This is a genomic window from Actinopolymorpha sp. NPDC004070 (assembly GCF_040610475.1).
Taxonomy (GTDB): Bacteria; Actinomycetota; Actinomycetes; order Propionibacteriales; family Actinopolymorphaceae; genus Actinopolymorpha.
Genome location: NZ_JBEXMJ010000004.1, coordinates 152,136 through 174,851, shown reverse-complemented (window position 1 = coordinate 174,851; position 22,716 = coordinate 152,136). Strand labels below are relative to the sequence as shown.

General features: G+C 71.0%; 21 protein-coding genes. 18 read left to right on the top strand and 3 right to left on the bottom strand.

What is annotated here, in order from left to right; translation table 11 throughout:
- Positions 1 to 23 precede the first annotated feature (23 nt).
- From ftsW to ABZV93_RS09570, 15 genes are all read left to right on the top strand, one after another.
- Positions 24 to 1,292 (top strand): putative lipid II flippase FtsW, encoded by a 1,269-nt coding sequence (ftsW, locus tag ABZV93_RS09640; protein WP_354932883.1) that lies wholly within the window; start codon positions 24 to 26, stop codon positions 1,290 to 1,292.
- A 4-nt stretch (positions 1,293 to 1,296) separates the two neighbouring features.
- Positions 1,297 to 2,424 carry an undecaprenyldiphospho-muramoylpentapeptide beta-N-acetylglucosaminyltransferase gene (gene murG / locus ABZV93_RS09635; protein WP_354932881.1) on the top strand — a complete coding sequence of 376 codons (1,128 nt, stop codon included), beginning with the start codon at positions 1,297 to 1,299 and terminating at the stop codon, positions 2,422 to 2,424.
- A complete protein-coding gene (gene murC / locus ABZV93_RS09630; RefSeq protein ID WP_354932879.1) occupies positions 2,421 to 3,857 on the top strand; it encodes a UDP-N-acetylmuramate--L-alanine ligase in 1,437 nt (478 codons plus the stop codon). The genes murG and murC overlap by 4 nt, the downstream gene beginning before the upstream one ends.
- A gap of 125 nt (positions 3,858 to 3,982) precedes the next feature.
- Positions 3,983 to 4,666, top strand: coding sequence for a cell division protein FtsQ/DivIB (locus tag ABZV93_RS09625; protein WP_354932877.1), 684 nt, complete (start codon positions 3,983 to 3,985; stop codon positions 4,664 to 4,666).
- Between the two features lie 286 nt (positions 4,667 to 4,952).
- On the top strand, positions 4,953 to 6,440 hold the full coding sequence (gene ftsZ / locus ABZV93_RS09620) for a cell division protein FtsZ (RefSeq protein ID WP_354933328.1): 1,488 nt from the start codon (positions 4,953 to 4,955) through the stop codon (positions 6,438 to 6,440).
- A 37-nt stretch (positions 6,441 to 6,477) separates the two neighbouring features.
- Positions 6,478 to 7,200, top strand: coding sequence for a YggS family pyridoxal phosphate-dependent enzyme (locus tag ABZV93_RS09615; RefSeq protein ID WP_354932875.1), 723 nt, complete (start codon positions 6,478 to 6,480; stop codon positions 7,198 to 7,200).
- Positions 7,201 to 7,266: 66 nt separating this feature from the next.
- Complete coding sequence (gene sepF, locus ABZV93_RS09610; RefSeq protein WP_354932873.1) at positions 7,267 to 7,788, top strand: cell division protein SepF; 522 nt, start codon at positions 7,267 to 7,269, stop codon at positions 7,786 to 7,788.
- 146 nt (positions 7,789 to 7,934) lie between these two features.
- Positions 7,935 to 8,228: a YggT family protein gene (locus tag ABZV93_RS09605; RefSeq protein ID WP_354932871.1), complete on the top strand. Its 294-nt coding sequence runs from the start codon at positions 7,935 to 7,937 to the stop codon at positions 8,226 to 8,228.
- A 204-nt stretch (positions 8,229 to 8,432) separates the two neighbouring features.
- Positions 8,433 to 9,278: a DivIVA domain-containing protein gene (locus tag ABZV93_RS09600; protein ID WP_354932869.1), complete on the top strand. Its 846-nt coding sequence runs from the start codon at positions 8,433 to 8,435 to the stop codon at positions 9,276 to 9,278.
- A gap of 273 nt (positions 9,279 to 9,551) precedes the next feature.
- Positions 9,552 to 10,349, top strand: coding sequence for a TraR/DksA C4-type zinc finger protein (locus tag ABZV93_RS09595; RefSeq protein WP_354932867.1), 798 nt, complete (start codon positions 9,552 to 9,554; stop codon positions 10,347 to 10,349).
- Positions 10,322 to 10,972: a signal peptidase II gene (gene lspA, locus ABZV93_RS09590; protein ID WP_354932865.1), complete on the top strand. Its 651-nt coding sequence runs from the start codon at positions 10,322 to 10,324 to the stop codon at positions 10,970 to 10,972. Before ABZV93_RS09595 ends, lspA begins: the two co-directional genes overlap by 28 nt.
- Positions 10,969 to 11,928 carry an RluA family pseudouridine synthase gene (locus ABZV93_RS09585; protein WP_354932863.1) on the top strand — a complete coding sequence of 320 codons (960 nt, stop codon included), beginning with the start codon at positions 10,969 to 10,971 and terminating at the stop codon, positions 11,926 to 11,928. The genes lspA and ABZV93_RS09585 overlap by 4 nt, the downstream gene beginning before the upstream one ends.
- Before the next feature lie 57 nt (positions 11,929 to 11,985).
- Complete coding sequence (locus ABZV93_RS09580; protein ID WP_354932861.1) at positions 11,986 to 12,315, top strand: chorismate mutase; 330 nt, start codon at positions 11,986 to 11,988, stop codon at positions 12,313 to 12,315.
- A 208-nt stretch (positions 12,316 to 12,523) separates the two neighbouring features.
- Positions 12,524 to 16,057, top strand: a complete 3,534-nt coding sequence (gene dnaE / locus ABZV93_RS09575; protein WP_354932860.1) for a DNA polymerase III subunit alpha — start codon at positions 12,524 to 12,526, stop codon at positions 16,055 to 16,057.
- Between the two features lie 68 nt (positions 16,058 to 16,125).
- Complete coding sequence (locus ABZV93_RS09570) at positions 16,126 to 16,743, top strand: hypothetical protein (protein ID WP_354932858.1); 618 nt, start codon at positions 16,126 to 16,128, stop codon at positions 16,741 to 16,743.
- Positions 16,744 to 16,952: 209 nt separating this feature from the next.
- Here the strand turns inward: ABZV93_RS09570 and ABZV93_RS09565 are convergent, their stop codons facing one another.
- A complete protein-coding gene (locus ABZV93_RS09565) occupies positions 16,953 to 17,138 on the bottom strand; it encodes a hypothetical protein (protein ID WP_354932856.1) in 186 nt (61 codons plus the stop codon).
- 147 nt (positions 17,139 to 17,285) lie between these two features.
- Between ABZV93_RS09565 and ABZV93_RS09560 the strand changes: the two genes are divergently transcribed.
- Positions 17,286 to 18,773 carry a DUF3352 domain-containing protein gene (locus tag ABZV93_RS09560; RefSeq protein ID WP_354932854.1) on the top strand — a complete coding sequence of 496 codons (1,488 nt, stop codon included), beginning with the start codon at positions 17,286 to 17,288 and terminating at the stop codon, positions 18,771 to 18,773.
- A 161-nt stretch (positions 18,774 to 18,934) separates the two neighbouring features.
- On the opposite strand, the gene ybaK is transcribed toward ABZV93_RS09560, so the two are convergent.
- Together ybaK and ABZV93_RS09550 are read right to left on the bottom strand one after the other, a co-directional pair.
- A complete protein-coding gene (gene ybaK / locus ABZV93_RS09555) occupies positions 18,935 to 19,447 on the bottom strand; it encodes a Cys-tRNA(Pro) deacylase (protein WP_354932852.1) in 513 nt (170 codons plus the stop codon).
- Positions 19,448 to 19,509: 62 nt separating this feature from the next.
- Positions 19,510 to 20,379, bottom strand: a complete 870-nt coding sequence (locus ABZV93_RS09550; protein ID WP_354932850.1) for an LLM class F420-dependent oxidoreductase — start codon at positions 20,377 to 20,379, stop codon at positions 19,510 to 19,512.
- 109 nt (positions 20,380 to 20,488) lie between these two features.
- On the opposite strand from ABZV93_RS09550, the gene hisD reads away from it, so the two are divergent.
- Together hisD and ABZV93_RS09540 are read left to right on the top strand one after the other, a co-directional pair.
- Positions 20,489 to 21,832: a histidinol dehydrogenase gene (hisD, locus tag ABZV93_RS09545; protein ID WP_354933326.1), complete on the top strand. Its 1,344-nt coding sequence runs from the start codon at positions 20,489 to 20,491 to the stop codon at positions 21,830 to 21,832.
- A 58-nt stretch (positions 21,833 to 21,890) separates the two neighbouring features.
- A complete protein-coding gene (locus tag ABZV93_RS09540; protein ID WP_354932848.1) occupies positions 21,891 to 22,703 on the top strand; it encodes an inositol monophosphatase family protein in 813 nt (270 codons plus the stop codon).
- The last annotated feature ends 13 nt before the right edge of the window (positions 22,704 to 22,716 follow it).

Sequence of the window (22,716 nt, the reverse complement as noted above, 5' to 3'; positions counted from 1 at the left end):
TTGCGCACAGGGACGGGAGTCTCGTGACCACTGCCGAGGAGACCGGGGACGCAGGGGCGGAACGCCGGTCGAGCTGGCTGGCCGACCTGCGCGGACTGCTGGACCGGCCGCTGACGTCGTACCACCTGATCGTCGGGGTGAGCGGGCTGCTGCTGACCCTCGGCATCGCGATGGTCCTGTCGGCGTCCAGCTACGACTCGCTGGAAAACTACGGCAACTCCTACACGATGGCCCTGCGCCAGCTGATGTGGGTGGCCGGCGGCATCCCGGTCGCCTTCGTCGCCACCCGGCTGCCGCTGCGGCTGCTGCGGGCGTTCACCTACCCCATGATGATCGTGGCGTTCGTCCTGCTGGCGCTGACCTTCACCCCGATGGGCGTCGAAGTCAACGGCAACCGCAACTGGCTGTCGTTCGGCGGGCCGTTCATGCTGCAGCCCAGCGAGGCGGCCAAGCTCGCGCTGGTGCTGTGGGGCGCGGACGTGCTGGCCCGCAAGGAGAAGCTGCTCCAGCACTGGAAACACCTGGTCATCCCTTTCGTGCCCGGGGCGGGGCTGGTGCTCGCCCTGGTGCTCGGCCAGCGCGACCTCGGCACGTCACTGGTGCTGTTCTCGCTGGTCCTGGTGCTGTTGTTCGTGGTGGGCACCCCGATGCGCTACTTCGCGATGTTCGTCGCCGTCGTGGGCGTGCTGGTCACCTACCTCGCCATCACCAGCGCCTACCGCATGCGCCGGCTGGTGAGCTTCCTGGACCCCTTCGCCGACTACAGCAACACCGGCTGGCAGGCCGCGCACTCGCTGTTCGGGCTCGGCACCGGAGGGTGGTGGGGCGTCGGAATCGGCAACAGCCGGGAGAAATGGGGCTGGCTGCCCGAAGCCCACACCGACTTCATCTACGCCGTGATCGGGGAGGAACTCGGCCTGGTGGGCACCCTGGTGGTGCTCGGGATGTTCCTCACCCTCGCCTATGTCGGCATCAGGGTCGCCCTGCGCACCGAGGACACCTTCACCCGGCTCGCCACCGCCGGGATCGTGGGCTGGATCACCGCCCAGGCACTGGTCAACATGGGCGCGGTCCTGGGTCTGCTACCCATCACCGGGATACCCCTGCCGCTGGTGTCATACGGTGGGTCCGCCATGCTTCCGACTCTGTTCGCCCTCGGGCTTCTCGTGTCGTTCGCACGGCGTGAGCCGGCCGCTCGCGCCGCGCTCGAGGAGCGTGCCACCAACCGGGCGGCGTCCAGGGCAGCCGCGCGGGCCCGGCGGAAGAGTTCGGCCCGCCACGACGAAGGGTGAGTTTGTGCACGTCGTTCTCGCCGGCGGTGGTAGCGCCGGCCACATCAGTCCGGCACTCGCCCTCGCCGCGGCGCTCCGGCGTACCGACCCCGAGGTGGGTCTCACGTTTCTCGGTACGGAGGAGGGCCTGGAGGCGCGGCTGATCCCGGCCGCGGGATACGACCTGGCGCTCATTCCCCGGGTGCCGCTGCCCCGGGAGCTGACCCCGCGGCTGCTCACTGTGCCCGGCCGGCTGGCCGGCGCCGTGCGGGCCTCGGCCGCGGTGCTCGAACGCACCGGCGCGCAGGTGGTGGTCGGCCTCGGCGGCTACGTCGCCATGCCCGCCTACCTCGCCGCCCGCCGGATGAAGTTGCCGGTCGTGGTGCACGAACAGAACGCCCGCCCGGGGATCGCCAACCGGTTCGCGGCCCGTTTCGTCACCTCCGAGGTGGCGGTGAGCTTCCCGGCGACGCCGCTGCGGCACGCGAAGTTCGTCGGGCTGCCGATCCGGCGGGAGATCGCCGCCCTGGACCGGTTCGCGCTACGGGCCGAGGCCCGGGCGGCGTTCGGGCTGGATCCCGACCGCCCGACGCTGCTGGTCACCGGCGGGTCCCAGGGCGCCCAGCGGATCAACCAGGCCGTCTCCCAGGCAGCGCCCGCGCTGGCCGCGGCCGGTGTCCAGGTGCTGCACGCCACCGGGTCGCGCAACACGGTCGAGATGCCCCCGGCGAGCCCGGGCGACCCGCCGTACGTCGTGGTGTCGTACATCGAGCGGATGGACCTGGCCTATGCTGCGGCCGACCTCGCGGTCGGCCGGGCCGGTGCCAACACCGTGACCGAGCTCGCCGCGGTCGGGCTGCCCGCCGTCTTCGTCCCGTACGCGGTCGGCAACGGCGAGCAGCGACTGAACGCACAGCCCGTGGTGGATGCCGGCGGCGGCCTGCTCGTCGACGACGCCGCCCTCACTCCCGACTGGGTGCGCGAGCACGTGGTCGGGCTCGCGACAGACCCCGCCCGGCTGACCGCGATGGCCAAGGTCGCCCAGGACCTCATGCCGGCCGACGCCGACGAACGGCTGGCCGAGATGGTCCGGGCGGCGGCCGCGGGTTCGCAGGGCAGTACCGGAAAGAATGCCGGAAAGGTTGGCCGATGATCGTTCCTCCCCCGTCGGAGCTGATCCCCGCGGAGAAGCTCGGCCGCGTCCACTTCGTCGGGATCGGCGGGGCCGGCCTGTCCGGCATCGCGCGGATCATGATCGCCCGCGGCATCACGGTCACCGGCAGCGACGCCAAGGACTCCCGCACGCTCACCGCCCTGCGCGCCCTCGGCGCCACCTGTTACGTCGGGCACGACCCGGCCTACGTCGCGGACGTCGACACCGTCGTGGTGTCGACCGCGATCAAGGAGAACAACCCCGAGGTCGTGGAGGCCCGCCGGCGCGGGCTGCTGCTGTACTCCCGGGCCGCCGCGTTGTCAGCGGTGATGGAGGGCCGCCGGGTGGCGGCGGTGTCCGGCGCGCACGGCAAGACCACCACGTCGTCGATGCTCGCGGTCGCGCTCCAGCACTGCGGTGCGGACCCGTCGTTCGCGATCGGCGGCAACTTCAACGACACCGGCACCAACGCCCACGACGGCACCGGTGACATCTTCGTGGTGGAGGCGGACGAGTCCGACCGGGCGTTCCTGCAGTACTCACCCGAGGTGGCGGTGGTGACCAACGTCGACCCCGACCACCTGGACATGTACGACTCGCCGGAGGACTACCACCGGGCGTTCGACGCCTTCGTGGACCGGATCGTCCCGGGCGGCTGCCTGGTCGCCTGCGTCGACGACGCGGGTGCGCGCCGGCTCGCCGAGGCGTCTCGCGCCCGCGGGGTCGACGTCCACACCTACGGCGAGGCCGAGGACGCCGACATCCGCATCGCCAACGTCCACCAGCAGCCGCTCAGCTCCAGCTTCGACGTCGTGGTGCACGGTCGCCCGGAGGGGACCATCGACGTGCACGTCGCGGGCCGGCACCACACCTGGAACGCCGCCGCCGCCTACGCCGCGGGGCTGGCGCTCGGCTTCCCGTCGGGCGAGCTTCGCGAGGGACTGTCCAGCTACGCGGGCACCCGGCGCCGGTTCGAGTACAAGGGCATGGTCGGCGGCGTACGCGTCTACGACGACTACGGCCACCACCCGACCGAGATGCTGGTCAACCTGCACGCCGCGCGCGGAGCCGCGGGGGAGGGGCGGGTCATCGTCTGCTTCCGCCCGCTCCGGCACACCCGGACGCAGTTCTTCTACCGTGAGCTCGGCGAGGCCCTCGGGCTGGCCGACGAGGTGGTCGTGATGGATCCCACCGGCGACGACCCGATCCCGGGCGTCACCGGCGCCCTGATCATCCCGCACATCCCGCTGCCGCCGGAGCGGATCGTGTACGAGCGTTCCTGGTCGGCAGCCCCGGTGCGGGTGGCCGAGCGGGTCCGGCCCGGCGACCTCGTCCTCACCCTCGGCGCGCCCGACGTCGCGCTGGTCGGCCCGGAGGTCCTCGAACTCGTGGGCGACCGGCTGGCGGCGGAGAGCGAGCCGGGAGCGCACTGATGCCGACGGGGGTCTCGGGGGGCTCGCGTACGACGGCACGCGGGTCGGCACGGAGTTCGCGTGGTTCGGCGCGCAACTCGGCGCGCCGATTCGGCCGCCGGCGGTGGACACGCCGGCTGGCGCGGATGCGAGCGCTGTTCATCCTGATCGCCGTGCTGCTCGTCGTTGGCGGGGGCGTGTGGGCGGTCGCCTTCTCCAGCCTCCTGGACGCCCGGTCGGTCGCGGTGTCCGGCCTGACCCCGGCGTCGGGCCTCACCGCGACGCAGGTGCGGTCCGCGGCCGCGGTGCCGTTGCGCCGGCCGCTGGCCCGGATCGACGTCGCGGCCGTGCGCACCCGGATCGTGGCCCAGCTGCCGCCGGTCAGGAGCGCCGAGGTGAGCCGCTCGTGGCCGCACGAGGTGACGGTGCGGATCGTGGAACGCACGGCGGTCGCGGTGTGGCAGGACGGATCGGCGTACCACCTGGTCGACGCCGAGGGCGTTCCGTTCCGCGCGGTCCCGGACGCGGCCGGGGCCTATCCACTGGTGCGGCTGACGGCCGCACGACCGAGTCCGGCCAGGGTGGAGGAGTTGCGCGTGGTCGGCGCCCAGGTGGCCGCGGCGCTGCCCAGGAACCTCGTCCGCAGGGTCGACGCGATCGAGGTGAAGACTCCCGACGCGGTCACGCTGCGGATGACGCACGGCGTGACGGTCGTGTGGGGAAACGCTGAACAGTCCAAGCTGAAGGCCCGGGTGCTCGCCGAACTCCTTCCCCGTAAGGCGAAGGTCTACGACGTGAGCGTGCCCAGCTTCCCGACCACCCGGTCCTGAGCACCGTCGCGTGCGCCTGTGTGCGCCGGCGCAGCGCGCGGTGTGGGGGGGCTCCGCGAACGCGTCCCGGGGTGCCTGGGGTGACTGGCGGGGTGACCGATTTTCGACCGGTTCATCGAAGAACTTCGCGGCTCGGCGTGTTGCGTTGAATTTTTCCGGGACCGCTCCGTACCTTCATGTCAGGCCGAGGTTGACATAACTATAACCCTCTACTTGAGCGTGAGGGTTGATGGTTGAAGTTGCCTTTCCGGGCCGGGGAAGAATGTCTACCGAGAGGGCGAGCGTCGTGGCGGCACCGCAGAACTACCTAGCGGTCATCAAGGTCGTCGGTATCGGCGGCGGGGGTGTGAACGCGGTCAACCGAATGATCGAGGTCGGCCTCAAGGGCGTCGAGTTCATCGCGATCAACACCGACGCGCAGGCGCTCCTCATGAGCGATGCCGACGTCAAGCTGGACATCGGGCGGGAGTTGACCCGCGGGCTTGGCGCGGGGGCGCAGCCCGACGTCGGCAACAAGGCGGCCGAGGACCACGCCGAGGACATCGAGGAAGTGCTCAAGGGCGCCGACATGGTGTTCGTCACCGCCGGCGAGGGCGGTGGCACCGGCACCGGCGGCGCGCCGGTCGTCGCGCGGATCGCGCGCTCGCTCGGCGCACTCACCATCGGCGTCGTGACCCGCCCGTTCGCCTTCGAGGGCAAGAAGCGGGCCAGCCAGGCCGAGGAGGGCATCAACGCCCTGCGCGACGAAGTTGACACCCTGATCGTGATTCCCAACGACCGGCTGCTGTCGATCAGCGACCGGCAGGTGAGCGTGCTGGACGCGTTCAAGCAGGCCGACCAGGTGCTGCTCCAAGGTGTCTCCGGCATCACCGACCTGATCACCACGCCCGGCCTGATCAACCTCGACTTCGCCGACGTCAAGAGCGTGATGTCCAACGCCGGTTCGGCCCTGATGGGTATCGGCTCCGCGCGAGGTGAGAACCGCTCTGTAGCCGCGGCCGAGATGGCGATATCGAGTCCGTTGCTCGAGGCCTCCATCGACGGTGCGCACGGCGTCCTGCTGTCCATCGCGGGTGGCTCCGACCTCGGGCTGTTCGAGATCAACGAGGCCGCCCAGCTGGTCTCCAGCGCTGCGCACGCGGAGTCGAACATCATCTTCGGTGCGGTCATCGACGACGGTCTGGGCGACGAGGTGCGGGTCACCGTCATCGCCGCCGGCTTCGACGGCGGGATGCCCCGCCGTCGCGGAGCGCAGGAGGCGTCCGCGGGCAACGGCGCGAGCCAGGCGGTCCCGCCGCCCCCCGCGGGACGCAGGCCCGGCGAGCTCGGCCGGCCGCAGCAGTCCGCCCCCTCGGGCGAGCAGCAGCAGAGCACGCCGGCCGGCACGGGCTTCGCCGGCAACGCCGGCTCCGGCCAGTCGGCTCCCGGCCAGTCCTTCCCGCCCGCTCCGGCGCAGTCGCCGCCGGCCCCCCAGGCCCAGCCGGCACAGTCGCAGTCGCAGCCGCAGTCACAGCCGGCGCAGTCGCAGGGCACGTCGTCGAACTCGTCGTCTGGCCAGGCCGACCTCGCCGCACAGACCCAGGAGCTTCGCCAGCGCCTGCTCGGCGGCGCCCGCCCGGGGGAGTCCGGTGCGGGGGGTACGTCCGGTGGTGCGGCCAACGGCTCCAACGGCCAGAGCACTCAGGGCGCTCAGGCTTCGCCGACGTCGGCGCCGCGGCCGGCCCGCCGCCCGATCGACGACGACGAACTCGACGTTCCAGACTTCCTGAAGTGAGCGGGCGGTCGGTTCTCCACGGACCGGGTGCGGGCGGTTGAGTCCGGGCAGCGACGAGCGCCGGGCTCAGCTCGCCGCCAACCTCGCGGCCGTCCGGGCCCAGATCGAACGGGCCTGCGAGCGTGCCGGTCGGTCACCGGGGGAGGTGACGCTGATCGCGGTCACCAAGACCTTCCCGGCCGACGACGTACGCCTGCTCGCCGAGCTCGGTGTCCGTGACTTCGGCGAGAACCGCCACCAGGAAGCGCAGCAGAAGGTGGCCGAGGTGGCGGATCCGAAGCTGACCTGGCACTTCGTCGGTCAGCTTCAGGCCAACAAGGCGCGGGCGGTGGCGGAGTACGCCGCGGTGGTCCACTCCGTCGACCGGGTTCGGCTGGTCGGTGCGCTGCGGCGGGCGGCCGCCGGCCGTGAGCAGCCGCTGCGGTGCCTGGTCCAGGTCGACCTCGGCGACGCCGCCCAGCCGGGTGCCGGCGGACGGGGCGGAGTGCCTCCGGACCAGGTGGCCGAGGTGGCCGACGCCGTGGCGGCGGCGCCCGAACTGGTGCTCGGCGGAGTGATGGCGGTCGCGCCGTTGGGTACGCCACCGGCACCGGCGTTCGCCCGGCTGGCGGAGACCGCCGCCGAGGTACGCACGAAGCATCCGGAGGCCACCTGGGTCTCCGCAGGAATGAGCGCGGACCTCGAGGACGCGATCGCCCATGGCGCGACACACGTACGGCTTGGGCGTCGGTTACTAGGTGAGCGCGGTAACGACAGGTAGCGTCAACGCCGGACGGGGCTGCATGCTCGGCCCGGCGCAGCTGACAGCAGAAGGCGAGAGGTTCACATGGCAGGCGCGATGCGCAAGGTCGCGGTGTACCTCGGTCTCGTAGAAGACCAGGGCCGTTACGAAGAGGACTACGACGGAGCCTACGAGGGCGACTACATCGACGACGGTGAGGACCGCGAACGGGAGGCTCGGGGCACCCGTCCGGCTACCCCGTCGCCGGCCGAGATCGACGAGGACAAGGGCGGCACCGTGGCAGCATTCCCCGACCGACGTCAGGTCCAGGCGGCACCGGAGGTGGAGATGTCACGCATCACGACACTGCACCCCCGTACCTACAACGACGCCCGGCTGATCGGCGAGCACTTCCGTGACGGTACGCCGGTGATCATGAACCTCACCGGGATGGACGACTCCGACGCCAAGCGTCTGGTCGACTTCGCGGCCGGTCTGATCTTCGGGCTGCGCGGGAGCATCGAACGCGTGACGGCCAAGGTCTTCCTGCTCTCCCCGGTCAACGTGAAGGTCAGGGCCGAGGACAAGGAGCGCATGGCCGAGGCGGGTTTCTTCAACCAGAGCTGAGCCCCTGCACCGGACCCCTGGGCGCGCGTCGCGCCCGCGTGACCTCAGGGGTCTGCCCGGGTGATCCCGGAGGGTCGGCCGGGCCGTGGCGAGGAGCCGGCGGGATAGGCTCGAGATCCGGCGGCAAGGCCCCCAAAGGAGTGTTCGTGCAGATCATCGGCCAGATCCTGTACTCCGTACTATGGATCTTCCTCGTGTTGCTCTTCGTGCGGCTGGTGGTGGACTGGGTGCAGTTCTTCGCCCGCTCCTGGGAGCCGCGCGGAGTGCTGCTCGTCATCCTCGAGGGCGTCTACACCGTCACCGACCCTCCGCTGAAGGCCCTTCGCAAGGTCATCCCGCCCCTTCGGCTGGGTGGCTTCGCCCTGGACCTGTCGTTCCTGCTGCTGATCGTGATCATCTACGTCCTGCAGGCACTGGTCCTGGCGATCTTCGGCGGGTGACCACCAACCGGCGCCGGTATGTCCGGCGCCGTCCGGTGATCTGCTGGTGATCCGCCCCCCGATCGGTCCGTTCGTCCGTTCGGTCGGTGACCGGATCGTGCCGAACAGGTAGTTTCCGGAGCCCCCTCGGTCTTTGTCACCCAAACCGGGTACGGTTGCTCCGATATCCACGTAAGTCGAGCCCTGCGAGCCTGAGGTGAGGTCATGCCGTTGACACCCGAGGACGTGCGCAACAAGCGCTTCACGCCCGTCCGTTTGCGGGAGGGTTACGACATGGGAGAGGTGGACCAGTTCCTCGACGAAGTCGAGTCCGAACTCGAACGCCTCAACCACGAGAACGAGGACCTTCGGCAGAAGCTCGCCTCCGCGGGTCGTGGTAACGCTGACCGCGGCCGCGACAGCGGGCGGGACAGCGGCTACGGCAAGCCCGAGCAGCCTGAGCCGCAGCCCCCGGTCCGGCAGGCGGCGCCACAGCCTGGCCCCTCCAGCATCGCCGAGGCGTCCAGCGCCGCCGCCCGCCTGCTGGAGATCGCGACCCAGAACGCCGACCAGCTCGTCGCGGAGAGCAAGGAGCAGGGCAACCGGATCCTGAGCGACGCCCGGGCACGGGCCGAGCGACTGGAGAACGAAGCCCGCGGGCTCGCCAGCAGGCTGGAGTCGGAGGCGCGGTCGAAGTCGGAGCAGCTCGACCGGGACACCGCCGAGCGCCGCACCCAGCTCTTCGGCCAGCTGGAGAAGGAGAAGACCCGGCTGCAGCGTGAGGTCGACGAGCTGCGCACCTACGAGCGGCAGTACCGCAGCCGTCTGAAGGCCTACTTCGAGAGCCAGCTGCGGGTTCTCGCGGGCCAGGGAAACCTGGAGAACGGCCTGGAGTCGGGCAACGGCCCGCGTTCGGGCAACTCCCACAAGCCGGCGCTCGCGACCGGCGGTGACCGGGAGGAGCGCGGCGAGCGGGAGCGTGAGCGCGGTGGGCGTGGCGACCGGATGAACTCCGGCGGCACCCCTCGGCTCAACGCCCTTCTGGAGGACGACGACGACTCCTCGCTGTAGCGAGCGCGGTTTTTGCACGTACGCACCGAAGGCCCCCAGGACTCCTCCCGGGGGCCTTCGGCGTTCTCGGGGAGCGCCGAGGGCGACCGCCGGGTGGTGGCCGCCGGAGCTCAGAGTTCCGTCTCGTCCCTGCTGGTGAGTTCTTTCCCGTTCCGTCCGGGCTTCGCCGGCCTCGTCCGGTCGGCGGGACCCGGAGCTGCACCCGGCCGGCCTCGGACGTCGTGGGACGCGTGCGGACTCGGCCAACGCGTGCACACTGGCAGGACTGGCAGGATGTGCGGGACGGTCTCGCCGTACGTGCGCAGGGCGGAGGTCGACGTGGTGAAGCAGGCAGGCGACACCGGCGAGGAGACGGGCGTGCCCGGCGGGAACGCGACAGCCGCGAAGAGAACCACGTCGGCGAAGAAGACGGCATCCGCGAAGAAGACCACGTCGGCGAAGAAGGCGGCATCCGCCAAGAAGGCCGCGCCCGCGAAGAAGGCGGCATCCGGCAAGAAGGCCACCTCCGCGACGAAGGCCACCTCGGGCGGGAAGGCGTCGGCACCGAAGAAGGCCTCGGCCGAGCAGGCGGGACCGCCGGAACCCGAGCCCGGTACGCCCGGTGAGCAGGCAGCCCCCAGGCCGCGGACCGACCTGGAGCAGGCAGACCTGGAGCCGGCCGACGTGGCCGGGCGGGCCGCGCGGCTGGTGGTCCGTCCGGACGAGAAGCCGTGGACGCCGGCGGAGCTGGACGGGGTCTACCAGGAGCTGACCGGAGACGTCGGCCGCCTGGAGGACGAGCTGCACTCCGCCGCCGCCGACATCGCCGACCTGCTGCGCGACAGCGGGGACGGCGCCGGGGACGACGAGGCCGACACCGGCTCGAAGACTTTCGAGCGCGAGCACGAGATCTCCCTCGCCAACAACACCAGGGACATGCTCGCCCAGACCCGCCGGGCACTGGCCAAGATCGACGACGGCACCTACGGCGTGTGCGAGGGCTGCGGCGAACCCATAGGCAAGGCTCGGTTGCTCGCATTCCCTCGTGCGACACTGTGCGTGTCATGCAAACAGAGGGAAGAGCGTCGCTGAACGACGCCAGCACAGCAGACCGCCGCCGTCGCCGCCAGCTCGGGCTCTTCGCCGCGGTGGCGATCGTCGTGCTGGCCGTCGACATCGTGACCAAGATCATCGCCATGTCGCAGCTGACCGACCGGGAGCCCATCCGGCTGGCCGGCGGGTTGCTGACCCTGGTGCTGGTCCGCAACTCCGGAGCCGCGTTCGGCCTGGCGGAGGGCTACACGATCATCCTGTCCCTGGTCGCGCTGGCCGTCGTGGTGGTCGTGCTCCGGTTGTCCCGCACGCTGCGGAGCACTCCGTGGGCGATCGCACTCGGGCTTTTGCTGGGTGGGGCGTTCGGCAACCTCTCCGACCGGATCTTCCGGGAGCCGGGGTTCCTGCGCGGCCACGTGGTCGACTTCCTGGCGCTGCCCAACTGGCCGGTGTTCAACGTCGCCGACGCCTCCATCTGCGCGGCCGCAGCGCTGATCATCGTGCTGGCGATGCGTGGCCGGCGCTGGGACGGCACCGTCGAGGAATCCGGCCGCGCCAAGACCGACGCCGACAACCCGGACGCGAGTGCCCGGCAGGCGCACGAACCACCCCCCACGCCGGGAGTGGCGGCCGACGGGCCGGCGCTGAGGAAGGCGGAGTGAGCGCGACGCCCGCCACCGGAGCGGCGGACCGGCGTGGACTGCCGGTGCCGGAGGGCCTGGAGGGCGAACGCCTGGACGCGGCTCTCGGCCGCCTTTTCGGACTCTCGCGGACGAAGGCCGCCGAGCTGGTCGAGAACGGCCTGGTCCGGGTCGACGGCGAGGCTGTGCCGAAGTCGGAGCGGGTGAGCGCGGGCTCCTGGCTGGAGGTCGAGCTTCCCCGCCCGAAGGAGCCCGTCGCGCCCGTCCGGGTGGAGGGGATGCGGATCGTCCACGACGACGCCGACATCGTGGTGGTCGACAAGCCGATCGGCGTGGCGGCGCATCCCAGCCCGGGGTGGCGGGGGCCGACCGTGATCGGCCACCTGGCCGCCGCGGGGTTCCGGATCACCACCTCCGGTGCCGCCGAACGCCAGGGCGTGGTGCACCGGCTCGACGTGGGCACCAGCGGCCTGATGGTGGTGGCGAAGTCCGAGCACGCCTACACCGTGCTGAAGCGGGCGTTCAAGGAACGAGAGGTGGAGAAGGTCTACCACGCGCTCGTCCAGGGCCACCCGGACCCGAGTCGCGGCACGGTGGACGCACCGATCGACCGGCATCCCACCCACGACTACAAGTGGGCGGTCGTCGCGCACGGGAAGCCGTCGGTGACCCACTACGAGACGCTGGAGGCGCTGCGGCACGCGTCGTTGCTGGAGGTGCACCTGGAAACCGGGCGTACCCACCAGATCCGGGTGCACATGAGCGCCGTCCGGCACCCGTGCGTCGGCGACCTGACCTACGGCGCCGACCCGGTGCTGGCCGCCCGGCTGGGGCTCACCCGGCAGTGGCTGCACGCGGCGCGGCTGGGGTTCGAGCACCCGGCGACGGGGGAGTGGGTGACGTTCGAGGCGCCCTACCCCGACGATCTCGCGCTGGCGCTGGAGCGGGCCCGCGCCGAATCCGACCGGTCCACGTGACGAGACGATCGTCTCGCCATGTTGAACGCCGCGCTGCCGGCTACCTAGCGTGGAGTGGTGCACCGATCCGTGACCGACCAGCCGGTCGCCGCCCTGACCGCTCGTCCGCTGCCCGCCTCGCTGCCCGAGGCCCGGGCCGCCATCGACGAGGTGGACGCCGCCCTGGCCGCCCTGCTCGAGTACCGCGCCGGGCTGACCGCGCAGGTCCAGCACCTGAAGCCGGTCGGAGGGCGCGCCGGCCGTGACCCCGACCGGGAGACGGAGATCGTGGCGGGCATGGCCCGCCGGGCGCCCAGACTGGGCGCGAAGCGTCTCCGCCGGATCATGACGGCGGTGATCGAGGAGTCCCTCGACCTTGCCGAGCGTGGCGCCGCGACGACTCGTTGATCATCGTCCGGCGGCCGATCGGCGCCGAAGGATGATCGGGACGCGGCTTAACAGAGGTTGATCACGAACTCTTCGGCGGGGCGGCGTTGCCCTTACGTGCAAGGGCAATAGAGTCGGACTCTCACTTGTTGGCGAAGCGCCGCCGCTCTTCCCCCGGCCGGCGCCCAACGCCTTCGGCGTCGGCGCAGACAGGAGGCGCTTCTCCCTGATGTCGGACTCGTTCGTCCACCTGCACGTCCACACCGAGTACTCCATGCTCGACGGCGCGGCGAAGCTCAAGGACATGTTCGCCGAGGCCCAGCGGCTCCAGATGCCGGCCGTCGCGATCACCGACCACGGCAACCTGCATGGGGCGTACGACTTCTTCACCAGGGCCACGGCGGCGGGGATCACGCCGATCATCGGCCTGGAGGCCTACGTCGCCCCGACCTCCCGCTACCACAAGGCGCCGGTTCGCTGGGGGCAGCAGCACCAGAAGGGCGACGACGTCTCCGGCGCGGGTGCGTTCACCCACATGACGATCTGGGCGCGGGACGCGGTCGGCCTGCACAACCTGTTCCGGCTGCAGACCCGGGCGTCGATGGAGGGCTTCTTCCGCAAGCCCCGGATCGACCGTGAGCTGCTCGCGGAGTACAGCCAGGGCCTGATGGCCACCACCGGCTGCCCGTCGGGGGAGATCTCCACCCGCATCCGGCTCGGTCAGGAGAAGGAGGCGCTGGAGGCCGCGGCCGACTTCGGCGACATCTTCGGCCGGGAGAACTTCTTCGTCGAGCTGATGGACCACGGCATCGACATCGACAAGCGCGCGCGGGGTGGCCTGGAGAAGATCGCGGGCGAGCTCGGGCTGCAGTACGTCGTCACCAACGACTCCCACTACACCTACGAGCACGAGTCGACCGCGCACGCCGCGCTGTTGTGCGTCCAGACCGCGTCCACGCTGGCCGCGCCGACCTTCCAGTTCGAGGGGTCGGGCTACTACCTCAAGTCCGCGGAGGAGATGCGGGCGCTGGACGACTCCGAGGCCTGGCAGTCCGGCTGCCGCACCACGCTCGCGATCGCGGAGCGGGTGGACACCGCGGGGATGTTCGAGTTCCAGAACCTCATGCCGCAGTTCGAGATCCCCGAGGGCCACACCGAGGAGTCGTGGCTGCGGGAGGAGACCTGGCGGGGCATGGACCGCCGGTTCATGCAGGGGTACGACGAGACCTACCGCAAGCAGGTGGAGTACGAGCTCGGGATCATCATGCAGATGGGGTTCCCGTCGTACTTCCTGGTCGTCGCGGACTTCATCATGTGGGCCAAGACCAACGGGATCGCGGTGGGCCCGGGCCGTGGTTCGGCGGCGGGCAGCCTGGTGGCGTACGCGCTCGGCATCACCGACGTCGACCCGCTCCAGCACGGACTGCTGTTCGAGCGGTTCCTCAACCCCGAACGCGTCTCGATGCCCGACATCGACATCGACTTCGACGAGCGCCGGCGGGGCGAGGTCATCCGCTACGTCACCGAGAAGTACGGCGAGGACAAGGTCGCCCAGATCGCGACCTTCGGCACGATCAAGGCGAAGGCCGCGATCAAGGACTCCTCCCGGGTCCTCGGCTACCCGTACGCGCTCGGCGACAAGATCACCAAGGCGATGCCGCCGGCGGTGATGGGCAAGGACATCCCGCTCACCGGGATCTTCGACAAGAACCACCCCCGGCACAGTGAGGCGGGGGAGGTCCGGGCGCTCTACGAGCAGGACCACGACGTCAAGAAGGTCATCGACACGGCGAAGGGCCTGGAAGGCCTGATCCGCCAGACCGGCGTGCACGCGGCCGGTGTGATCATGTCCGCCGAGCCGCTGGCCGACCACGTGCCGCTGATGAAGCGCGAGGCCGACGGCGCGGTGATCACGCAGTTCGACTACCCGACCTGCGAGACGCTCGGCCTGCTGAAGATGGACTTCCTCGGGCTGCGCAACCTCACCATCATGGACGACGCGGTCCGTAACATCGAGATGAGCCGCGGCGAGAAGGTCGACCTGCTCAAGCTCCCGCTGGACGACAAGCCGACGTACGAGCTCCTCGCCCGCGGCGACACCCTCGGCATCTTCCAGATGGACGGCGCCGGGATGCGCTCGCTCCTGCGGCTGATGCGGCCGGACAACTTCGAGGACATCTCCGCGGCCAGCGCGCTCTACCGCCCCGGGCCGATGGGCGCCAACTCCCACACCAACTACGCGCTCCGCAAGAACGGCCAGCAGGAGATCACGCCGATCCACCCCGAGCTGGAGGAGGCCTGTGAGGAGATCCTCGGCCCGACGTACGGCCTGATCGTCTACCAGGAGCAGGTGCAGCGGCTCGCCCAGAAGGTCGCCGGCTACTCGCTGGGACAGGCCGACCTGCTCCGCAAGGCGATGGGCAAGAAGAAGAAGGAGGTCCTGGACAAGGAGTTCGGGCCCTTCAGCGAGGGCATGCGCTCCCGGGGTTACTCCGACGCGGCCGTCAAGACGCTGTGGGACATCCTCGTCCCCTTCTCCGACTACGCGTTCAACAAGGCGCACACCGCCGCGTACGGCCTGGTGTCGTACTGGACCGCCTACCTCAAGGCCAACTACCCGGCCGAGTACATGGCCGCGCTCCTCACCTCGGTGCAGGACGACAAGGACAAGATGGCCATCTACCTGAACGCCTGCCGGCGTTCGGGCATCAAGGTGCTGCCACCGGACGTGAACGACTCCGCGGCCAACTTCACCCCCGTCGGCACCGACATCCGGTTCGGGCTGACCGCCATCCGCAACGTCGGCGCCAACGTCGTGGAGGCGATCGTCGCCGCACGCGAGGCGAAGGGCCGGTTCGCCGACGCGAGCGACTTCATGGCCAAGGTCCCCGCCACCGTGTGCAACAAGCGGGTGCTGGAGTCGCTGGCCAAGGCGGGCGCGTTCGACTCCCTCGGCCACCGTCGCCGCGCGCTGGTCGCGTGGCACGAGGACGCGGTGGAGTACTACATCGACCAGAAGCGCCAGGAGGCGATCGGCCAGGACTCGCTGTTCGGCTTCGGCGGCGACGACCAGGCCGACGTGGCCGCGCTCATGTCGCCGCAGGTGCCCGAGATCGGGGAGTGGGACAAGCAGACACTGCTCGCGCACGAGCGGGAGATGCTCGGGCTGTACGTCTCCGACCACCCGCTCTTCGGTATCGAGCACGTGCTGACGAACGCCTCCGACTGCACCATCGGCACCCTGCTCGCCGACGAGGACCGTCCCGACGGGTCCATCGTCACCGTCGGCGGGCTGATCACCTCGATCACCCGGAAGATGACCAAGCGGGGCGACCCGTGGGCGATCGTCACCCTGGAGGACCTCGAGGGTGGCATCGACGTGATGTTCTTCCCGTCGACCTACCAGCTCACCGCCCTGCAGCTCACCGAGGATGCCGTGGTGGTCGTGAAGGGCCGCCTGGACCGACGCGACGACGTGCCGCAGCTGATCGCGATGGAGTTGTCCGTGCCCGACATCAGCAGCGACCAGCAGACCGGGCCGTTCGCGATCTCCCTGGCCCGCGAGCGGTGCACGCCACCGGTGGTCGACCGGCTGAAAGAGATCTTCTCCACTCACCCGGGGATGACCCAGATCCACCTCCATCTGCGCTCGGAGACCAAGACGATGGTGATGAGGCTGGAGGACCGCTGGCGGGTCACGCCGTCCACGGCGCTGATGGGCGACCTCAAGGCACTGCTCGGGCCGGGATGTGTCCGCTCCTGAGAAGGCCGGTACGCCGGGACGCCGAGCACTGACGGGCTGCCGGGGAAGCGTGCGTAGGATCTGGGGCGGTGAACACCACGAACCCGGCTGACGTCACGCCTCCCGGCCCCCGGACTCCGCCCGACCGGGCGCCCGGTGCCGGGCGCGCGTTCTGGGTGATCGTCGCCGTGCTGGTCGCGGCGGGTGCGATCGTCGGGCTGGTGTGGGCGTGGACCGCCCCCTCGCCACACGTGGCGATGACCATGACCGAGCTCGGGCCGTTCCCGAACGACGAGGAACAGGCCGCCCGGCTGGTCTCGATGGACGGTTGGTACGCCGCGCTCGGCGCCGGCACCTCGCTGGTCCTCGGGACGGTGCTGGGCACGGTGTTCCTGCGGCACGGCCTGGTCACGGTGGTTGGACTCCTGGCGGGCAGCATGCTGGCGGCGTTCGCCGCGGTCGTGGTCGGCAGCCTGGTGGCCAACGGCTCGCTGGTCTGGTCGTGGGACCCGCACGTCGCGCCGGGCACCCCGCTGTCGGCGCCGCTCTCGTTGCATGCCTACGGCGTGCTGGTGAGCTGGCCGCTTGCCGCGCTGGCGCCCGTGATCCCGCTGGTCTGGCTGGGCTCCGGCCGTGACGGCGAGCCTTCCCGAGTTATCCACAGTCGGCGCGACCGGATCCGGACTCCCGAAGCGCCGATGCGCTAGTTTGGCGTCCGAATCGGCCACGTTCGTCCGGCCGAGTTTCTCGTCTCCAAGATCCAGCCAAGGTCCCTCAGTTCCGTGACCTCGGTTCCGTCACCTCCGGGGGTGCCCTCATGTCCGACGACCGCATGCCACCTCGCGATCCCGACCGCCAGGGGCCGCCCGGCGCGGGCGCGTCGCCGCAGTGGCGCCCTGCTGGCGGGCCGCCGGCGTCACAGCAGGGGCAGCCGGGGCAGCAGCCGCCCCAGGGTCCGCCGCCTGGTCAGTACGCCCGGCCAGGGCAGCAGCCGCCGCGAGGTCCGCTGGGTCCCCAGGGTCAGCAGCCTGGTCAGCACGGCCGGCCAGGTCAGTACGGCCAGCAGTCGCAGCAGTCTCCGTACGGCTCGCAACCCCCGCACGCACACCAGCCCGGTCAGGGCGGGCCTGACCGGCAGGGCCCCTATGCCGCACAGGCCGGTGCTGCTGGTGCCGCCGGTGGCTACGCCGGCGGTAGCCAGGGCGGCGGCGACGTTCCGTGGACGCCCGGCCGGCCGGGCGGACCCGAGGTGATCGAGGACCAACGCCGCGGCGGCGGTGGTCGCCGGTGGCTGATCGCCGCGCTGGCGGCCGTCCTCGTTCTCGCCGTCGGCGGCGGCGCGTGGGCGTTCGCCCGGATCGGTGGCGGGGGAACGCAGCCGGAGGAGGTGCTGCCGGCCAACGCGGTCGCCTACTTCCGGATCGACCTCGACCCGTCTGTGCAGCAGAAGGCCGCGATCTTCAACGTCGTGCGCAAGTTCCCCGACGCGCGCAAGCGGGTCGGGAAGGGCGACGACCTCCGCAAGGCGCTGTTCGACGCGATCAAGAAGGACGACCCCGACCTGCGGAACGCCGACTACGCCAAGGACGTCGAGCCCTGGCTCGGCGATCGGGCCGGCGTGGCGGTGCTGCCCGGCTCCGACGGCAAGGACACCGAGACCGTCGCCGCGGTCCAGATCAAGGACGAGGACAAGGCACGGGTCGGCATCAAGAAGCTCGGCGGAAAGAACGACGAGACCGGCTACGCGTTCGTCGACAACTACATGCTGGTCGCCGATTCGCAGTCGCGTGCCGACGCGCTGGCCTCCTCGGTGAAGGACAACCCGCTGTCGGCCAACGAGACGTTCAAGGGTGACGTCGGCGAGATCGACGAGGGGGTCATGTCCTTCTGGGCCGACCTGCCCAAGCTGAGCAGGCTGTCCGGGCAGCGGGCCGCCCAGCTGCCCACGATGTCGACGCAGGGCCGTCTCGTCGGCGGTCTGAGCTTCACCAGCGATTCGGTCCAGCTGGTGGCCAAGACGCGCGGTGCGAAGGTTCCGTCCCTGCAGGGCGCCGGCATCAAGCTGGGTGAGCTGCCCTCGACCACCGTCGCGGCGCTGTCGGTGTCCGGGGCGGGCCCCGCACTGGAGAAGGGCTGGCCCGACCTCCGCAAGACGCTGGAGGCCAGCGGACAGGCGGCGCAGCTGGACTCCTTCGTCCAGGCGGCGCAGAGCCAGTTCGGAATCCGGATCCCGGCCGACCTGAACACCCTGCTGGGCAAGGAGTTCACCCTTGCCATGGACGAGCGGGGGATGGAACGCCTGACCGGGCAGGGGTCGGCGGGCCAGGATGGCTCGCCGCAGCTTCCGCTGGTCGGCTTCCGGTCCACCACCGACGTCGCCAAGGCCAAGCAGCTGCTGCCGAAGATCGACCAGCTGCTCGGTGCCGCCGGCGCCGGCGTCCAGTTGGGCAAGGCCACCGGTTCGGACCAGGTTGCCGTGGCGACCAGCCAGGCCTACGCCGACGAACTGGTCAAGGGCGGCGACCTGGGCAGCAACGACGCCTTCACCAAGGCCGTGGAGAGCGCGGACAAGGCGCAGTTCGGCGCGTTCGTCGACCTGGACAAGCTGGAGAAGCTCTACCTCCCCAACATGCCGGCGGACGACCGGGCCAACCTCAAGGTGCTGAAGGCGGTCGGCATGTCCGGCACCACCGACGCCGACGGCGGCACCCTCACCCTCCGGGTGCTGGTCGACTGAGTTCCGCACGTACGGAAGTTCTGTACGTACCGAAGTCCTGCACGTTGGGAAGTCCGTACGTACGAAGGGACCCACGGGCCGTCGCCCGCGGGTCCCTTCTCTTTTCCGCTCGACGTGTCCCGGCTGGTCGTTCCCCGGGTGGTTCTCTTCCGGCCGCCGGATCAGGTGGCGATCGGCGCGGTGGCGGCTGCGCACTGTTCCACCAGGTCGGCGGGTGCGAGCTCGACCTGCAGGCCGCGCCGGCCCGCGGACACGTACACCGTCGCGTGGTCCTTCGCGCTGGCGTCGATCACCGTGCGCAGTCGGCGACGCTGGCCGAGCGGGCTGATCCCGCCGACCACGTACCCGGTGGCCTTCTCGGCGACCGCCGGGTCGGCCAGTTGCGCGCGCTTGTCCCCGAGCGCGGCGGCGAACGCCTTGAGGTCCAGCGAGGCGCTCACGGGCACCACGGCCACGGCGAGTTCGCCGTCGACCTGGGCGAGCAGCGTCTTGAACAACCGTTCCGGCGGGACGCCGAGCGCCTGGGCCGCCTCCAGGCCGTAGTGCGGCCGTTCCTTTCCGGCCCGGCCGCCTTCGGTGTGCTCGTGGTCGTACGGATGGACGGTGTGCGCCACGCCGGCCCGCTGCAGCGCCACCACCGCGGGCGTGCCCTGGGAAGTCTTCTTCTTCGCCACGTTCCCACCCTTGCAGATGCCCGCGGTGCGCTTCCGTGCCGATGCGGCGCAGAACGCGCCGACTACGCCGGGTTCGTCGCCGAAGCCGTGACGGCCACCTCCGGTAGCAGCGCGGCCAGCCGGTCCAGCCGGCGCAGCACCTGTGCCGGCTCGTCCGCGGGCAGGAAGAGCAGCACCCGGCGCACTCCCAGCTCCGCGAACCCCGCCAGCTCGGCCGGGTCCTCTCCGAAGGTCGTCGCCGTGACCGTCGGCTCCGGACGGCCCGCGTCACTCGCCAGTTCGCGCAGGGCCCGCAGCCCGGGGGCGAGGTCGGCCGGGCTCGCCCCGAACGGCGCGAGCCACCCGTCCGCGTGGTCGATCACCCGGCCCAGCGTGGTCGGTCCCCAGCCGCCGAGCAGGATCGGCGGGTGCGGCCGCTGTACCGGCTTCGGCCAGGAGAAGATCGGGTCGAAGTCGACGAACTCGCCGTGGAACTCCGCCTGCTCACGCGTCCAGATCTCCCGGATGGCGAGCAGGCGTTCGCGCAGCAGGCGGACGCGGGTGCGCGGGTCGGTGCCGTGGTTGCGCATCTCCTCGCGGTTCCAGCCCGCGCCGGCGCCGAACTCGATCCGGCCGCCGGAAAGGTGGTCGAGGGTGGCGATCTGCTTGGCCAGCACGATCGGGTCGTGCTGCGCGACCAGGCTCACCGCCGTGCCCAGCCGAAGGGTGGTGGTGACCGCCGCGGCGGTGGCGAGGGTGGAAACGGGGTCCAGGACGCGGTAGTAGTCGCGGGGGAGTTCGCCGCCACCTTCGTACGGCGTCTCCCGCGAGGCGGGGATGTGGGTGTGTTCGGGGACGAAGAGCGACTCGAATCCGCGTTCCTCGACCGCCCGGGCAAGGCCGGCCGGGTCGAGCGTCTCGTCCGTCATGGAGATGAATGTCCCGATCTGCATGCCCCGACGCTAAAGCCCGACACCGGTGTAAGAGTCAAGACCGAGAGCAGATCACCCATCGGCCCTGACCCGCAGGACAGACCCTAGACTCGGTGGGGTGATCCGTCGCATCGATCTGCGCGGCCTGGCCCACACCGGCGCAGGCCTCGACTACAGCGCTCTCGTCCCGCGTGCTCCGTTCGACGTGGAGGCGGCCGTGGAGGCCGTCCGCCCGACGCTCGCCGACGTGCGCCATCGCGGGGTCGAGGCGCTGCGCGACTACGCCGCGCGGTGGGACGACGTGCAGCTTACCGACATCCGGGTGCCGAAGTCCGCCCTGGAGCAGGCACTGCGGGAGCTCGATCCCGACGTGCGGGCGGCGTTCGAGGAGTCCATCCGCCGGCTCCGCGCGGTCAGTGAGGCAGAGCTGGAGCGCGACACCGAGGTCCGGGTGGTCCCCGGCGGCACGGTGACCCAGCGGCTCGTTCCGTTCCGGCGGGTCGGTGTCTACATTCCCGGCGGGGTTGCTCCGCTTGCGTCCAGCGTGGTGATGAACGTCGTGCCTGCCCAGGTCGCCGGTGTGGAGTCGGTGGCCCTGGCGTCCTCGCCGCAGAAGGAGTACGGCGGCCTGCCGCACCCGACGGTGCTGGCCGTGGCGGAGCTGCTCGGCGTGGACGAGGTCTACGCCGCCGGGGGGGTGGCCGCGGTCGCGATGTTCGCCTACGGCGTGCCGGCCGGGGCGGGTGCCGACGACAGCCGGTTGTTGTGCCGACCGGTCGACTTCGTGGCCGGCCCGGGCCGGATCACCACCACCGCCGCCAAGCGCCTGGTCAAGGGAACGGTCGGGATCGACTCCGAGGCCGGGCCGACCGAGATCGCGATCCTCGCCGACGACTCCGCCGACCCCGCCTACGTCGCGGCCGACCTGATCAGCCAGGCCGAGCACGACACCGTGGCCGCCAGTGTCCTGGTCACGCCCAGCGAGGACCTCGCCGCGGCGGTGGAGGGCGAGCTCGCCCACCAGGTGCCGGCCACCAAGCACGTCCAGCGCATCACCGAGGCACTGAGCGGTGAGCAGTCCGGCATCGTGCTGGTCGACGACCTGGAGCAGGGGCTCGCGGTCGTCGACGCCTACGCCGCCGAGCACCTGGAGATCCACACCGAGAACGCCCGGGAGTGGGCCGGGCGGGTCCGCAACGCCGGCGCGATCTTCGTCGGGCCCTGGTCGCCGGTCTCGCTCGGCGACTACTGCGCAGGCTCCAACCACGTGCTCCCGACCGGCGGCTGCGCCTGCCACTCCTCCGGGCTTTCGGTACGCAGCTACCTCAAGGCGGTGCACGTCGTCGACTACGACCAGGCCGCGCTGCGCGAGGTGGCCAAGCACGTCACCGCCCTGGCCGAGGCGGAGGATCTTCCCGCGCACGGGCAGGCAGTCCGGGCGCGGTTCGGGTCCGCGTCCGACGGGTATGCCTGATGGCCCGCCGCCCCACCGGCGAGTGCGCTGCAGCCCACCTCGACGAATCGAGCCAGTCATGACCAGACCGGTACACCCCGGGCGGCCGGAGGATCCGGCATCCCTGGACCAGGATCTTCGCGACCTCGCGCTGGCCGCCGCCCACGCCGGGTCGCACGCGATCCTGCGTGAGCTGCGCGGCGGCGAGCTGCGGATCGACACCAAGGCGCACGCCGCCGACTTCGTGACCACGGCCGACAAGGCGGCCGAGAACGCCATCCTCCGGCTGGTGAGCGCCGCCCGTCCCCGGGACGCCGTGCTGGCCGAGGAGTCCGGGGTGCACGACGGCGACAGCGGGGTGCGCTGGCTGGTAGACCCGCTGGACGGCACGATGAACTTCGTCCACCGCCGCCGCGACTACGCCGTGTCCGTGGGCGTCGAACGCGACGGCCGGATCGTGGCCGGCGCCGTGGTCCGGCCCGCCGACGGCGACTGGGCGGCGGCCGGTGGTGCGGAGGTGTTCGGCCGGGACGGCACGCCCCGGGTGTCCTCGGCGGTCGATCTGTCCGACTCCCTGGTCGGGATCGGCCTGCCGAGCGTGCTGGACCATCGCACCCGGGTGCACACGTTCCTCGGCGAGCTGATGCAGCAGGCCCGCGACTACCGGCGTACCGGCTCCTCGGCCTGCGAGCTGTTGTCGGTGGCGCTCGGTGCGCAGGAGGGCTACCTCGGCTTCGGCGTCAACATCTGGGACGTCGCGGCCGGCATCGCACTGGTCGATGCCGCGGGCGGCTCCAGCGAGTTCGTCACCACCTCCAGCGGGCTCGAGGTCCTGGTCGCCGGTACGCCGGAGGTCACCAAGACCCTGGTCGGCATGGTGAAGGTGATCTGAATGAAGGTGATCT

Excerpts from the sequence above, each read along its gene's own strand:
- dnaE (WP_354932860.1), top strand. The coding sequence starts at position 12,524 with ATGTCGGACTCGTTCGTCCACCTGCACGTCCACACCGAGTACTCCATG.
- murC (WP_354932879.1), top strand. The coding sequence starts at position 2,421 with ATGATCGTTCCTCCCCCGTCGGAGCTGATCCCCGCGGAGAAGCTCGGC.
- ABZV93_RS09540 (WP_354932848.1), top strand. The coding sequence starts at position 21,891 with ATGACCAGACCGGTACACCCCGGGCGGCCGGAGGATCCGGCATCCCTG.
- ABZV93_RS09595 (WP_354932867.1), top strand. The coding sequence starts at position 9,552 with ATGTGCGGGACGGTCTCGCCGTACGTGCGCAGGGCGGAGGTCGACGTG.
- sepF (WP_354932873.1), top strand. The coding sequence starts at position 7,267 with ATGGCAGGCGCGATGCGCAAGGTCGCGGTGTACCTCGGTCTCGTAGAA.
- lspA (WP_354932865.1), top strand. The coding sequence starts at position 10,322 with ATGCAAACAGAGGGAAGAGCGTCGCTGAACGACGCCAGCACAGCAGAC.
- ABZV93_RS09600 (WP_354932869.1), top strand. The coding sequence starts at position 8,433 with ATGCCGTTGACACCCGAGGACGTGCGCAACAAGCGCTTCACGCCCGTC.
- ABZV93_RS09550 (WP_354932850.1), bottom strand. The coding sequence starts at position 20,379 with ATGCAGATCGGGACATTCATCTCCATGACGGACGAGACGCTCGACCCG.
- ABZV93_RS09625 (WP_354932877.1), top strand. The coding sequence starts at position 3,983 with ATGCGAGCGCTGTTCATCCTGATCGCCGTGCTGCTCGTCGTTGGCGGG.